The 13,476-nt window shown below is 62.2% G+C and carries 13 protein-coding genes and 2 pseudogenes; 10 read left to right on the top strand and 5 right to left on the bottom strand.

Annotated features, from left to right (window positions below):
- Window positions 1–217: 217 nt before the first annotated feature.
- The 7 genes from ASF57_RS23710 to ASF57_RS23685 all read left to right on the top strand — a co-directional run bounded on the left by ASF57_RS23710 (window position 218) and on the right by ASF57_RS23685 (window position 4,909).
- Window positions 218–1,063 (top strand): transporter, encoded by an 846-nt coding sequence (locus ASF57_RS23710; RefSeq protein WP_082504447.1) that lies wholly within the window; start codon window positions 218–220, stop codon window positions 1,061–1,063.
- A 187-nt stretch (window positions 1,064–1,250) separates the two neighbouring features.
- Entirely contained in the window at window positions 1,251–1,571 is a 321-nt protein-coding gene (locus ASF57_RS23705) for a hypothetical protein (RefSeq protein WP_156376320.1), read from the top strand.
- A gap of 128 nt (window positions 1,572–1,699) precedes the next feature.
- Window positions 1,700–2,398, top strand: a complete 699-nt coding sequence (locus ASF57_RS23700) for a carbonic anhydrase (protein ID WP_056488454.1) — start codon at window positions 1,700–1,702, stop codon at window positions 2,396–2,398.
- Window positions 2,399–2,439: 41 nt separating this feature from the next.
- Window positions 2,440–2,703, top strand: coding sequence for a hypothetical protein (locus tag ASF57_RS23695; RefSeq protein WP_348528160.1), 264 nt, complete (start codon window positions 2,440–2,442; stop codon window positions 2,701–2,703).
- Window positions 2,704–2,823: 120 nt separating this feature from the next.
- Window positions 2,824–3,054: a hypothetical protein gene (locus ASF57_RS27155; RefSeq protein WP_082504445.1), complete on the top strand. Its 231-nt coding sequence runs from the start codon at window positions 2,824–2,826 to the stop codon at window positions 3,052–3,054.
- A gap of 38 nt (window positions 3,055–3,092) precedes the next feature.
- Entirely contained in the window at window positions 3,093–3,971 is an 879-nt protein-coding gene (locus ASF57_RS23690) for an SMP-30/gluconolactonase/LRE family protein (protein WP_056488452.1), read from the top strand.
- Between the two features lie 200 nt (window positions 3,972–4,171).
- On the top strand, window positions 4,172–4,909 hold the full coding sequence (locus ASF57_RS23685) for a YoaK family protein (RefSeq protein WP_056488449.1): 738 nt from the start codon (window positions 4,172–4,174) through the stop codon (window positions 4,907–4,909).
- A gap of 768 nt (window positions 4,910–5,677) precedes the next feature.
- Here ASF57_RS23685 and ASF57_RS23680 read toward each other — a convergent pair.
- From ASF57_RS23680 to ASF57_RS23675, 3 genes are all read right to left on the bottom strand, one after another.
- Window positions 5,678–6,958: an IS66 family transposase gene (locus ASF57_RS23680; protein ID WP_056488440.1), complete on the bottom strand. Its 1,281-nt coding sequence runs from the start codon at window positions 6,956–6,958 to the stop codon at window positions 5,678–5,680.
- A gap of 327 nt (window positions 6,959–7,285) precedes the next feature.
- Window positions 7,286–7,549 carry a hypothetical protein gene (locus ASF57_RS27150; RefSeq protein WP_244477098.1) on the bottom strand — a complete coding sequence of 88 codons (264 nt, stop codon included), beginning with the start codon at window positions 7,547–7,549 and terminating at the stop codon, window positions 7,286–7,288.
- Between the two features lie 226 nt (window positions 7,550–7,775).
- The gene (locus tag ASF57_RS23675; RefSeq protein WP_056488437.1) at window positions 7,776–8,546 is read right to left on the bottom strand and encodes a potassium channel family protein; all 771 of its coding nucleotides are present in this window, start codon (window positions 8,544–8,546) and stop codon (window positions 7,776–7,778) included.
- 140 nt (window positions 8,547–8,686) lie between these two features.
- On the opposite strand from ASF57_RS23675, the gene ASF57_RS23670 reads away from it, so the two are divergent.
- The 3 genes from ASF57_RS23670 (at window position 8,687) to ASF57_RS23665 (ending at window position 11,343) form a co-directional block, all read left to right on the top strand.
- The gene (locus ASF57_RS23670) at window positions 8,687–9,199 is read left to right on the top strand and encodes a hypothetical protein (RefSeq protein ID WP_056488433.1); all 513 of its coding nucleotides are present in this window, start codon (window positions 8,687–8,689) and stop codon (window positions 9,197–9,199) included.
- A gap of 76 nt (window positions 9,200–9,275) precedes the next feature.
- Window positions 9,276–9,416, top strand: coding sequence for a hypothetical protein (locus ASF57_RS26120; protein ID WP_156376319.1), 141 nt, complete (start codon window positions 9,276–9,278; stop codon window positions 9,414–9,416).
- A 118-nt stretch (window positions 9,417–9,534) separates the two neighbouring features.
- Window positions 9,535–11,343, top strand: a complete 1,809-nt coding sequence (locus ASF57_RS23665) for an ATP-binding protein (protein WP_162241596.1) — start codon at window positions 9,535–9,537, stop codon at window positions 11,341–11,343.
- 101 nt (window positions 11,344–11,444) lie between these two features.
- On the opposite strand, the pseudogene ASF57_RS23660 reads toward ASF57_RS23665, so the two are convergent.
- Both ASF57_RS23660 and ASF57_RS27340 read right to left on the bottom strand, forming a co-directional pair.
- Window positions 11,445–11,651: pseudogene (locus tag ASF57_RS23660) on the bottom strand (transposase); the annotation flags it as partial.
- Between the two features lie 21 nt (window positions 11,652–11,672).
- Window positions 11,673–13,476, bottom strand: a pseudogene (locus ASF57_RS27340) (hypothetical protein); the annotation flags it as partial.

The raw sequence follows: 13,476 nt of genomic DNA, 5'->3' as shown, positions 1-13,476 counted from the left end.
CGACTTTCCATCATTCCCGGCTAAATCAGAATTAAAGTCCAGTCAAATGGACTAAAATACAGGCTGGGCTCGTCTGACAGGAAGTGCTTGGCTGCCAATCGCCGTCCGGCGGTGCCTTTCCCCTTAGAGCCAAGCTGGAGAGACATGCGTGATCCGCACCATCGCCAAAGCCACTCGATCGTCAATCGGTCGTCCGCGCAGCAGCAAAGTTCTCCTGATGGTTTCCTTGCTGATCCTTACTCCGGGCTCGGCCCTTGCGGGATCCGCGGCCCAGCCGGGCCAGACCATCGGTTTGCCAGCGGGCGCACAGCTCCCCGTGGGTCTCTATTTCGTCAATACGTCGAGCTTCGGCGCCCGCAACACCCGGCCCTTCGACTCGGAATCGAACGTCAACCTGCCGGCTTTCGTCTGGTCGACTCCTTGGAATCTGTTCGGAGCACGCTTGAACCTCATCGCGATCCAGCCCGTCGTGGCCTCGAGCCCGCGCGGGACCCCTTATCAGAGCGGCATTGGTCAGTCCCTGCTTGCCGGCCAACTCGCCTGGGATCTCGGCAACAATTTTGGCGTGAGCTATCTCTTCGGTGGCTACCTGCCGATCGAGACGCGCTTCCTGACGCAGAACGCATCGCTGAGCCACCGCTTCGCCGCCAGCTACACCGGCGACGGGCTGAACCTCACGGCCAACCTGCTCTACGGGATCTTCCTCGACCCGATCTCACCGCAGGGCGGGGTCTATCCCGACTACCTGAACCTGGATCTCACCGCGACGAAGAAGTTCGGCAAGTGGGAGGTCGGGCCCGTGGCCTTCGCCTCCACCGACCTGCCGACCCGGTTCCCGGGTTATCGGCGCCAAGGCCAAATCGCGGTGGGGGGCCTCATTGGGTACAATTTCGGCTCGGTCAACCTGCAGGCCTACGTCACTCAGGACGTCGCCGAGCGCCAGTACGGCGGGCGCGAAACGCGTGGATGGCTGCGGGTCATCGTACCGATCTACAAGGAGAGCACCAATGCCGCAGCGCCAACGCTGCCCATCGCGAGCCCAGGTCGGATCGCGCGCCAGTAGATATAGTCCACGCCAGCCAGATCTGCATTTTTCGTATATTGAATTATTCTCGATTTTATCAAATCCACGAACGCGACAAGGGCTGTAATCCATAACATTAATGTCATAAATTATTCTGGAACATCATCGCGTAAACACACTTACAGCCGCACTGTGCCGACTGAGAGCACACGACTGGAAGTCAAACATGAAAACGCTCGCAATGGTTCTAGCATCCGGCCTGATGTTCACCAGCTTTTCCATAGGCTCCACCGCGGCCGCCCCTGGCCTGACCCAGACAGAGCGGATGCGAGCGAGCTCGTCGATCGGCTATGCAGGCAACTACAAGGCTCGCAAGCACCACATTCGCCACCGCAGCCATCGCCACGACGCGATCCATCATTCTCGCACCAACCGCCTCCACCATACCCGTAACCGCCTGATGAACGGTGATCCGAATGCGCGGAACCCTTCGCTGCCCGGCTACGCCCAGCAGCGTGGCAACACCTCGGGCGGCCCGCGCTACTAGGCCCTCCCCAGGCGGCCGCGTTCCTGCGGCTGCCTACCCCAGCACAGATTGATGCCCCCCCCAGACGGTAGGCCAAATTTATCGCGGTGGGCCGGCTCCTGTACCGATTGAGGATGAGACGAGGACAGATGGATACGGTCGTTCAAGGCGTCTCCGCGTTTCGCGGCACGGTATTTCCAGGACAGGCAGCGATGTATCGCCGGCTGGTCCGCGAGGGGCAGAGTCCCAAGGCACTATTCATCGCCTGCGCGGATTCCCGGGTTTCGCCCGAGCACATCACCCAATCGGGCCCCGGCGAGCTCTTCGTCTGCCGCAACGCTGGCAACATCGTGCCCCCGTTCTCGCAGGTGAACGGCGGCGTGTCCTCGGCCATCGAGTACGCTGTGGTGGCCCTAGGCGTGAACGATATCGTCATCTGCGGGCACTCGGATTGCGGCGCCATGAAGGGGCTCTTGGATACCAAGGCGCTGGCGACGATGCCGAGCGTCGCCGCTTGGCTGCGCCACAGCCACGCCGCTCAGCAGATCGTCTGTGAGGCCTACCCGGCCGACCTCGACCCGAAGCTCCATGTCCGGGCGCTCGCCCTCGAGAACGTGGTGGTGCAGCTCAACCATTTGCGCACGCACCCGAGCGTCGCTGCGGGCCTCGCCAGGGGCGACCTGCGCCTACACGGCTGGTTCTTCGAGATCGAGAGCGGCGAGGTCCTGGCCTACGACGGCGCACAGACCCGCTTCGTCCCCCTGGAGGACAGCGCGGACATCCCGGTGGCGGTCGCACCCGGCGCCCGGGTCGCCGCCCCTGAGCTTACGGTCTCTGCCACGCCCTGAGGCGTTTCGGCGAGTCGTCACCGACACCCGGAGGCTTTGACATGATGCGGATGAGGCAATCGACCAGCTTTCTTGCCCTGACGCTCGGGCTCGCCCTCGGAACCGGCAGTTTGGCTGCACAGCCGGCGCTGACCGGAACCGGCGGCGGCCCCGAGACGACGATAACGGCGCCCCATACCGCACCCACCGGCCAGACCATGCCGCCAGGCGCCGCAAGCGCTCCTACCGTCGATCCGGACGCGCGCACTGCGCGCCAACGCGACCTTGATCGGGTGCTGAATGGGATCTGCGTCGACTGCCGCTGAACGCGTCACGGACGTCGACACCGAGCCGGCGCGATGACGAGGTTCAGAGGGCTCATTGCTCAAGGGATTGCTCCGTGCCGCCAACCGGCGGCCGGCGAACGGAATGGATGACCCGATACGATGTCGACCTACAGCACTCTCACCTTCCTGGCCGTTCTCACGGCCGCTCTGATCGGCGGTCCAGTAGACAGCGCGCAGGCCGCGAACCGTTCCGGCATCGATCACCCAAAGGCGTACCGATATTCCTGCCAACCGCCGCTGAAGTTCGCGGCCGGCGCCTGCGTGCGACGTTGCCCGGCTGGGTACCGGGATACAGGTCGTTATTGCCGCTTCCGGAGCATGAGTCGTTGAAGCCGGATAGCACTGGCCTCACGGATAGACAGGTACGCATGGACGCTGTCACGATGCTGGATGCGCCTCGCTGCCATCTCGGCGAGGGCCCTTGCTACGATCCGCGAACCGATACCGCCTGGTGGGTCGACATTCTGGAGCGGCGCCTGTTCGCAGCGCCCCTCGCCGGGGGACTGGCTCGAGCTTACCCGCTGCCTGTCATGGCGAGCGCAGTGGCAGCCATTGATGAGGGGTGTCACCTCCTGGCGGCCGAAGACGGCCTCTATGTCCGCAGCCTTGGCGACGGCACACTGGCGCGGTTCTGCCCGCTGGAGGCGGATGATACCGTGACCCGCTCCAACGACGGCCGAGTCCACCCCTGCGGCGCCCTCTGGATCAGCACCATGGGCCGGAACGCGGAGCCGGGCCGCGGCACAATCTACCACGTGGCCGGCACCCGAGTGACGCGCCTCTACGGCGGCCTTACCATCCCGAACGCGATCTGCTTCTCGCCCGATGGCGGAACCGGATACTTCGCCGACACCGATGCGGGCCTCCTCCAGCGCGTCCCCCTCGATCCTCGCACAGGGCTGCCGAGAGGCGAGCCCACGACGCTGTACGACCATCGTGGCGGCGAAGGGGGCTTGGATGGAGCCGCCGTCGATGCAGCGGGACGGATCTGGTGCGCTCGCTGGGGTGCCTCCTGTATCGACGCCTACGGCCCGGATGGTGTGCGCCTTAAGACGGTGCACCTTCCTATGACGCGGCCCAGTTGTCCGACCTTCGCGGGTGCAGGACTCGACCGTCTTCTCGTCACCAGTGCCTACGAGGGCATGACGCCTGAGGAGCAGGTTGCCGATCCAGGCCATGGACGCACGGTCCTGCTCGATGTGTGGGTTCGCGGCCTACTCGAACCCGCCTTCCGCTTATCGGCATGAGAAATCGACCACCGAGAGATCGCTCCTGTCGGGAGTGAGCTCAGTACCCCCCCAAGGGGCATTGCATCCTTAAGACAACGTCCGATCGGCACATGTCGATGGAACCACGGTGACAGCCTCCGCAGCCATGGGGTGACGAAAGGGCGGATGGCATCCGTCGAACAGGCACACCCCAGCGCTGAAGCGAGAGAGAAGATCGTATGGCAGAGACGCAGAACAAGTCGTTTCCGGCGAGTGCCGCGACACGCATCCCCTTCGCCCTGGCCCTCTCGGCGGTGGCCGGTTGCGCTGATTCCATCGGCTTCCTCGAATTCTCGCAGCTATTCATGTCGTTCATGAGCGGGAATACGACGCGTTTCGGTGTCTCGGTGAGCCGGTTCGACTGGGAAAGCACGTCGCGCGTTGCCTCGGTCATCGTTCTGTTCTGCTTCGGTGCCTTCGCCGGCACCTTGATCGCCGCCTGGGTTGGGCGCTGGCGCCTCTCGGTGCTGCTCCTGCTGCAATCGGTGTTCCTGACGATCGGGCTGATCATCCCGCACGGGACCTTCGCCTTCCCGCTCCACGCCTACCCAATCGTCATCGCGCTGGGCCTTCAGAACGCAACCCTGCAGGACGAGGCCGGTCGTTCGTTCGCGCTCACCTACGTTACCGGTGCCGTCGTGCGGTTCGGGACCGGCCTCGCCAACCTCATGCTCGGCACGGTGGCGCCCTCGTTCTGGATCCAGGCGCCCCTCTGGGCGGCCCTGAGCACCGGCGCGGTGATCGGCGGCTTCCTGCAGATGCGCTACGGCGAGGATGCGTTCCTGTTCCCCGCCGCGGTCTCGGCACTCCTAGCGTTCATCGCCCTGGTGCTGACCATCCTGAAGCCCGGCAGCCGTTATGTGAGCGGTGAGGTGGAGCGACATCCACCGGATGGGGTTGGAATCCCTCGATCCTGAATTCATGGCCGAACGAACTTGCTCATCTCGAAGCCGAACCAAGACCTGCTGTTTTACGAAGCAGCATAATTTCTGAAATTATGCTAGATTACCTGCAACATGCCATCTGAAAAAAGGAAAGCTTATTATGGTAGATGAGAATTTGACAACTGAACCACAATATGGCCCTCAGCAAAAACGCAAATCAAGAAATCTGCTCTATATACTTTTTGGATTGATAGCGTTTGCTGCCTTGGTTTTCGGATTGATGTTTCTGTATGGCAGAAACATTGGCGTGCAAATCTAGATTAGCAGCGCGCGTGTTTATCTGAATCGAGTGAGGTTAAGCCATCATATGAATGTATATCAACCTTTAGCGTTGGCGGCTGCAATCATGTTTGCGCTCGGCCTCCCAGCGCAAGCCGGCCCTGCATCGAAACCCGGGGTGACCGATTTTCATGCCACTTGGAAGGAGAGATGCTCATCGCGAGCAACGGAGATTGGTATACGCCAGAAATTACGGCGTCCATTTATTAAGCAGTGCATTGCTGGTTACCGGATCAACGCCAAACAGGATCTTCAGGACACGAAGCAAAAGTTCTAATGCGCAATCAATATAAATCCTAAGGTTATATTGTTGTTAAATAAAGAGAATTATCTTGATATATCTGAAGCCCAGACAAAAATTTATTATTATACGAATAAGTTTTAGATGAGTATTTTAAATATCAAATAGATTAATCGCTTTTGCGTTTCGAAGGTAATTACCCAGGCCCATAATGGCGGGGTTTAAGCGCCGACGGTCTTGAGGATGGTGCCGAAGGGCGTGGCACCGGTCAGGCGTGCGGTATCGACGACGGTGCGGATGTCGGCCTCGCCCTCGGCGGCCCACATTGCGCGATAGCCGTTGGTCACCTTCCGCTGGATCACGGACGGGCGCAGTAGCCGTTCCGAGCCGTTGTTGGTCGGCTCGACCGCGCCGGGATGGGCGAGGAACACCAGGAGCTGATCGCGAGCCCGGCCGATCTTAGCCTGGAGGGCTCGGGTCAGGTCGCAGTCGCTCGGTGTGGCGAGGATGGGGCTGAGCTGTCGATCCAGGCTCCGACGCTTGGCGGCCAGCGTCGAGGTGGCCAAGTCGGTGACGCGCTCGGCCAGGGCGAACACGGCGTGCAGCCAGAGCTGCAGCCGCCAGGGCACGGGGTCGTCGCTCACTTCGACGACATAGGCGACGTCCCGGGCGAGATGGGCGAGGCAGGTCTGGTGTGCAGCCGCGTGGCCCTGCTGTGCGGTGTAGCGATCCGAGATCCACACCGCGGGCCGGTGGCCGTCCATCATCTCCCGCACCACGACGGCGCCCCGCGTCGGCGAAGCCTGGTGGACGACCGCCTCGGCCGAATGGAAGACCCAATGGTAAGCGTTGCTGCCCTCGATGCGCACGCCGGTCTCGTCCGATGCGACCACCGCGGCCCGGCGCAGGGCGGACACGGCGGCCTCGCGACCGGAGCGGAAGCGCCTTTGCGCGCGCTGAAGCAGGTTCATCAGACCGCCCTGGCTGAGGGTGAGACCGAACAGGTCCGACAAGGCCGCCTGCAGCCGCTCGTAGGACAGCGCCTGGAAGGTCTTCAGATACGTCGCCACCGCATGCAGCCGCGGGCCGAACGGCGTGCCGCGCGCCGCCTCCGGCACCGGCGCGACCACCCGCGCCTCGCAGGTCGGGCAGTGCACGGCCAACCGTCGATGCTGCGTCACGACCGGCGCCACCTCCGGCAACTCGATCCGCTCGGACACGCTCACGAGTTCGGCGGGAAGATCGCCGTGCAGGGCGCCGCCGCAGCATGAACAGCGGTCGGGACGATGCTCGATAACCGCGCCGGGATCCTCGCTGATCGCCCGGCTATGCCCCTCGTGTCCCGGCTTCGCTCCGCCGGGTTTGGATTGCTCGCGTCGCTCTTTGCGGTCGGTCGCTGGCGGCTTCGAGGAGGTGCGCGAGGTCTTGTCCGGACGCTGCAGCCGCAGCACCAGCTCGATCAGCTCCTCGCGGCTCAACCGCTCAAGATCGCTGCGCCCCATCCCATAAAGGAATCAGCGAAATCCGACCCGCGCAAGGGCCTGGGTAATTGCTTTCGAAGAATACGATTGGGACAAAAAAACGCCCGACCAGAGCCGGGCGATTGAGTTGACCTCCTCGGATTAGGAAGTGCCTCAGTATTATATTATAATATTAAATTATCAACTTATAAGTATCCATATTATACTTTATTTCATGTTTTATATTTTACATACCAATAATATCCTTTGATTTTTCGACTACATTAAGGACGAGCATGAAGATGAATGCACCGATTGTCAGGTAGTACAAGCCAGCCAGCCCATTCGAGAGACCGCTTCTTAGGATCTTCAGCACCGGTTGCCCCCGGAAGTCTGACCATATTGCTGGACAGGGAAGCTGGGCTGATTGGCATTACCCTCTGCAGCCGAGCTCATCGGGCAGCCGAAGTAAGCAGGAGGACGACGGTCTCCATTGAAGGACCCCGTGGTCTCGACATCGTAGGGCGAGAACGCAGTGTAGCGACCATTGCTTTCATAGCCCATCGCCGAGGTGAGCGAAGCAACGCTGATAAGAGCAGCGGTAGCAAGAGCAGATATGCGGATTGAATTCATTATTCTTGGGCTTCCTGTTTGATCGGTCCGGTATTCCGTCCCGTTCTTTGTTGCGTAATTGCAATATAGGAAGCAATTTTCATCCCGGACGTGTCTCCACGCACGCGCCACTATGGATTAAAATATTGGTAGAAATGCCTTCTAAGGCGATCTGACAAATTGTACCGCGACAAATCGCGGGCGGAACCTCTTGCAAGAAAGACAATACTGATCGCCCTTCTGCTCCTCAAAAGGCTCCCTCATCGGGGATGCAAAGCACTGTCCCACACGCCTTGCAGTGAACGGCATCGGGCTCGTGCCGCTGTAGGCCACAGGACGGACAGGGGAAGCGAACCTTGTTGGGACGGAACAGGACCTGGGCAAGGCGCAGGAACAGCGTCACCCCGCAGAGCATCACCACGACCGAGATCAGGCGTCCAGATGTACCCGACAGGGTGATGTCGCCGTAGCCCGTGGTCGTGAGGGAGGTCACCGTGAAGTACAGGGCGTCGACGTAGTTGCCGATGGCTGGATTGGACCTGTGCTGGGTGGCGTAGACGACCCCCGTCATTACGAAGACGAAGACCGCGAGATTGGTCGCGGCGAGCACCGCCTCCTCATTGCGGCGGAAGAACGCGCTGTCCGCCCGAAGCCGGTCGAGGAGCTGGTAGGCCCTCAAAAGCCGCAGGGTCCGCATGATGCGCAGGAACCCAGCACCCTCGCCGATGATAGGGGCGAGGAACGAGACCAGCGCGACAACGTCGGCCCAGGTCGCCGGTCGCAGGAACTCCCGCCAGCGATGCGGGGAGATGGAGAGGCGCGCGACGAAGTCCGTCAGCACGGCCAGCCCGATCAGCACGTCGAGGCCCTCGATTAGGGGGGCCCGCGGCATGAACGACGACACCACAATGAACAGGATGGTGGCGACATCGAAGACGAGAAGGCCGTAGCGGAACCGATGGGCCCTGTCGGTCTCGCCTTCGTAGAGGTCCCGCAGTTGCTGCTTCAAAGGGTTCATGCAGGGTCTCTAGCTTCAGACCGATGTCCCCGTCTCGCGCGATAACCGGATGGTTCGGCCCTCTTGGGACGTCTGACACGTTGTGGACGGACCGTGGACCCGAATGGCCGGGAGCGGTTACCCCGATGGAGCATTGCCGAATGTCAGCGACCCGTAAGGATGAGGCACGCCTGTTGAGCGGCGATGAGCACGAACTAGTCTCGCAGGCACACCACCCAGCCCTTCGCAGCCTCGACGACGGCGCCCTCTCTGACCTGGTCAAGCGCCTGCGCGAGCGTCGAGACAGGGCCCGCGACATCTCCCAGCAGCAGCGCCGCGAGGTTCGCGGCAAGTCCGCCCCATCCGGCGTACGTCCAGCGACCGATGACACCGGTACGAAGCGCAAGGGTGCGGTTCTGGCTGGCGCCCTCAAGCGGGCAAGCCGGGAGCACGAGCGTCGGCGCCACGACGCCGCGCGCAGCGAGTTGAGCGGGAACGCCCGGCGTGCGTTGCGGATGAAGCGCGCCGCCGGCGACCCATCCGCGAACCGTCCGTCCTCGCGTACGGCCGGGGAGGGTATGAGATCGCTTCCGAATGGCGGGATCGCCCCCTCGGGCGCCCTCGACGCGGAGGGTCACAAGCCAGTGCTGGAGCGCAGCCGCAAGGTACGCTAGGTCCAGGCGGTCCGGTTTAGCTCTGAGGGGGCAGCACCGTTGCCTGCGCAGAGCACGACGGTCAGGCGCCTGAACCATGAGCGCACCCAAACCCCTTCGTCGCCCCTTGTCGACCATCGCAACGGTGCCGCTCAGCATGTTCGTCGCGCTCGCCGAAGGCATTCATCAGGCGGGGCATGGCGCCAATTTCATTGTCGAGAGGGGTGATGGGTCATGAGAACCGTCCCTATCCCCTTCCTTGCCTGATCAAAACCTCGCGGGCATACCTCATGGGCAGGACAGAAATTGCAATAATGCGTTGGCTGTAGACCGTGCCTCGGAATAGCGAGTCCAGCTTGTCCAATCTGCGGTCAGGCCGCTCGCGCCTGCAAGGTATTCTCCAGCCCGGCACGGCCTTGCTCGCGGCAGCCATTCTCCTTCCGGCGGTGATCTTCGCGCTCGCATCCTGGCAGAGCTACGGAGACGCCCTGCGCGATGCGGAGGTACGAGTCGAACGAACCGTCGGCATCCTGCACGAACATGCCGTCAAGGTCTTCGAGACGAACCGGCTCGTAATCGATCAGGTCGGGGAACGCCTGCGCGTTGTCGATTGGACGAGCGAGGAGGATCGCGCCGCGCTACATCAACTTCAGGTTCGCCTGCAGAACCAACTCGACCAAGTTGCTACCATCACGATCGTCGACCGTCAGGGTCGCATGCGGGCAAGCGGGCGGACGTACCCGGCCGATCCGAGTGTTAGCTTCGCCGAGCGCAACTGGTTTCAGGCGCTGAATGAGGCCAACTCACCGCTTCCATACATCTCGCGCGCTCACACCGGGCCACAATCCGGCAAGCAGGTGTTCAATGTGGCGGGTGGCATTCGGGATCGTCAGGGCACGTTCGAAGGCGTAACAGCGGTCTCGGTCGACCGGAGCTACTTCGAGGATTTCTACCGAAGCGTTGATCCCGAGTTCGAGCATAACGTCATCCTGGTCCGCGAGGACGGCCAAATCCTGGCGCGCGAGCCACCGACCTCAGTGGCCGCGCTCACAACGTCCGGAACCATGATGCAGCAGATCCGGTCCTCGCCGAGTGGGTCGTTCCGGCTCCTGTCACAGATTGATGGTGTTGAGCGAATCTTCAGTTATCGAAGGGTAGGCGAGTATCCTGTGTTCGTTGGGTTCGGCATCAGCGTGCCTTCTGCCCTAGCGCCATGGCGGCGCAACCTCCTCGACTTCGGCATCGTGGCAATCCTAGCCTCCCTGGCTCTCCTGGCGGTCTCCAACTTGGCGATCCGGCAGACGCGGCGCGAGCAACTGGCTCGAAAGCAGTGGCAGAACACAGCCGATGCCCTCCAGGAGGAGGCCCGAGAGCGCGAGCGCATAGGCGAACAACTACGCCAGGCACAGAAGATGGAATCCGTTGGCCGTCTGACCGGCGGCATCGCCCATGACTTCAATAATCTCTTGACCATCGTTTTGGGCAGCCTCGACCTGCTGCGTCAACGGATGGCTGATAGCGACGAACGTCTTGTGCGCCTCGTTTCAAACGCGATTGACGGCGCGAGCCGCGCTACCGCGCTGACACATCGCCTGCTTGCCTTCTCGCGCCAGCAACCGCTCGATCCAGCACCAGTGGATGTCAACAAACTCATGTCGGACATGTCCGACCTCGTGCGACGGACATTGAGCGGGAACATTGCTGTCGAGACGGTCCTTGCAGACGGCTTGTGGCCCATCTTCGCCGACGCCAACCAGCTCGAAAGCATCATCCTCAACCTTGCGGTGAACGCGCGCGATGCGATGCCAGACGGTGGGAAGATCACCATCGAGACTGCGAATAGGCATCTTGACGTGGCCTACGCAGCACTGCACCCGGATGTGGGCGCTGGGGACTTTGTGTTGATCGCGGTGTCGGACACCGGGACGGGCATGACGCCGGACATCAAGGAAAAGGTCTTCGAGCCCTTCTTCACGACCAAGCCCATCGGCAAGGGCACTGGGCTTGGCCTGTCGCAGGTCCATGGCTTCGTCAAGCAATCAGGCGGGCACGTATCGATCAGCTCTGAGGTGGGGCAAGGAACCACAATCGCCCTTTATCTACCCCGTCTGAACGAGGCCAGACACGCGGCTCAGGCCTGCGCCCATTCGGTGACCCAAGGGTGAAGTTAGTGCGTCGTCGGTCACGTAGTTTTGCGTTTGGCCGCTTTATGGCTGAAGCGGATCTTGCACCTCATACCAACTCTCATTGATCAGGATGCATGGGCCTATTGGCGCCATCCGATGGACGTGATGCGCCAGGGCTGAGCGATGATCTTGTTCCAGGCGTTGCAACAGTGATCAAGGATGTCGGCATAGGATTGGAAGATACGGTTGCCGAGCGAGTTGTCCCGCATGAACTGCCAAAGGTTTTTGACTGGGTTGAGTTCGGGTGAGCGCGCGGGCAGGTGCAGCAAGGTGATGTTGTCTGGCACGGGCGGACAGATCAACTCTGATCACAGGAGAAAATCGCTTGCAGTCAGGTTGATCGCCTTCGAAATCTGGATCTGGAACTCAGCACCGTCGGCTCCCGAAACGTTGCCTTCGATGACGGTGATACTACCCTGCACGACGTACCGGATTTGTCCTGCCGCGGTGAAAGCTGCGGTCCCGATGAGGCTGAAAGCATCGTCGCTCCCACCCGCCACCGCGTCGATGCCCGCAAGGTCGATCCGGTCGCCCTGTGCGCTGACGAAGTCCGTAATGACATCCCGCCCGGTGGTCGTATGGGTGCCGTTTCCGGCTCCTGAGACGCTGCTGAACACGAACGTGTCGCCTCCCGTGCCGCCGGTCAGGGTGTCCTTACCACTGCCTCCGACGATCCGATCGTCACCCGCAGCGCCGTTCAGCGTGTCGTTGCCGGAGCTGCCGATGATGGTGTCGTTGCCATCCTGCCCATTAACCAGCTGTGACCGCGTCCCGCGGGATGACAGGTCTATGAGATCGTTGCCAGCCGTCCCGGCGGTGTACTGAGCGGTCTGCGGCGGGGTGGGCGGCGCGGCGCCCTCGAAGAAGACGTCGTCCGAGAGGAGCGCGGGGCCGGCGTGAACCACGGTGAGGCGGCCGACAGCCGTTCCGCCTTCCTGGACCTCGTAACTGTGTAGCGTGTTGCTGGCACTGATGTGGACAAGGGAGGCGCCAGGATCGAAGCCCTGGAAGACGAGAACATCGCCACCGGGCATACCGGCGCCGCCAAAATCGTCCACACGGTCGAGCATGGCGCCTGCTGCGGTGGTGCCGGCCAGATCTGCCTTGGTGAACACGAAGCGATCGTCGCCCGCGCCACCCGTCAGGCGGTCGGCACCAAGGCCGCCGGTGATGACATCATTGCCCTCGCCGCCATTGATCGTATCGTTGCCGGAACCCCCGGTGACGATATCGTTGCCGCCCTTGGCGGCAATCAGCTGGGGCGCTGATCGAGCTGAGAGGTTGATGACGTTCGCGCCGTCATCGCCCGCGGTGTACTGCGTGGTCTGGGTCGGCGGCGGAGGAGGCGGTGTCTGGGTCGGCGCAGGAGGGGGCGGTGGCGGAGCGATGCCGCCGTCTGAGGCAACAAGGCCTGAGGCAGCCGTGCGAACCGACTCGGCCGTGCCCATGCCGTCGGTGTAGCTCACCACGGCTTGCACGGTGCGACCGACATCAGCCGCACCAAGGGTGTAGGTCGACTGCGTCGCGCCGCTGATGCTCTGCCAGCCGCCCTGCCCGTCGTCGCGCTGCCACTGGTAGTTCAGCACGCCGAGCCCGTCCGCATCCGCCAGCGTCCCGGACGTCGCCGTCAGGACCTGACCTTGCCGGGCGGTACCCGAGAGAACCGGCGATCCGGTGGGTAGGTCATTGACGTTCGCCACCCCCGAGATGGCGTTGCTGCTGACGACATGCTCGACGATGCCGTTCCCGTCGGCGTAACGGACCATGACCTTGAGGTCATGCCCGACATCGGCCTGGGTCAGGACGTACTCTCGTCCGTGAGCTTGATCGATGGTCATCCAGTTGCCGTTTCCGTCGTCGCGCTGCCACTGATAGCGCAGCGTCGTTGGAACTCCGTCGGCATCGGTGAGCGTACCCCGGAGGGCCTGGACCGTCTGACCCTGTACGGCCGTGCCGGACACGATTGGCGCACCGATCGGGGCGGCGTTCTCGGTGACGGTGTACTGGTTCTCGTAGACGTGGATGTAATCGATCGCATACGTTGACGGAAAGGTCGTCGCGGCGTTGGTGTTTCCACCCCATCCGCCGACGGCCAAGTTGGCGAGCATGTAC

Source organism: Methylobacterium sp. Leaf117 (assembly GCF_001422985.1).
Lineage (GTDB): Bacteria > Pseudomonadota > Alphaproteobacteria > Rhizobiales > Beijerinckiaceae > Methylobacterium.
The sequence above is the reverse complement of the archived record's forward strand: the minus strand, read 5'-3'. Positions and strand labels throughout refer to the sequence as shown.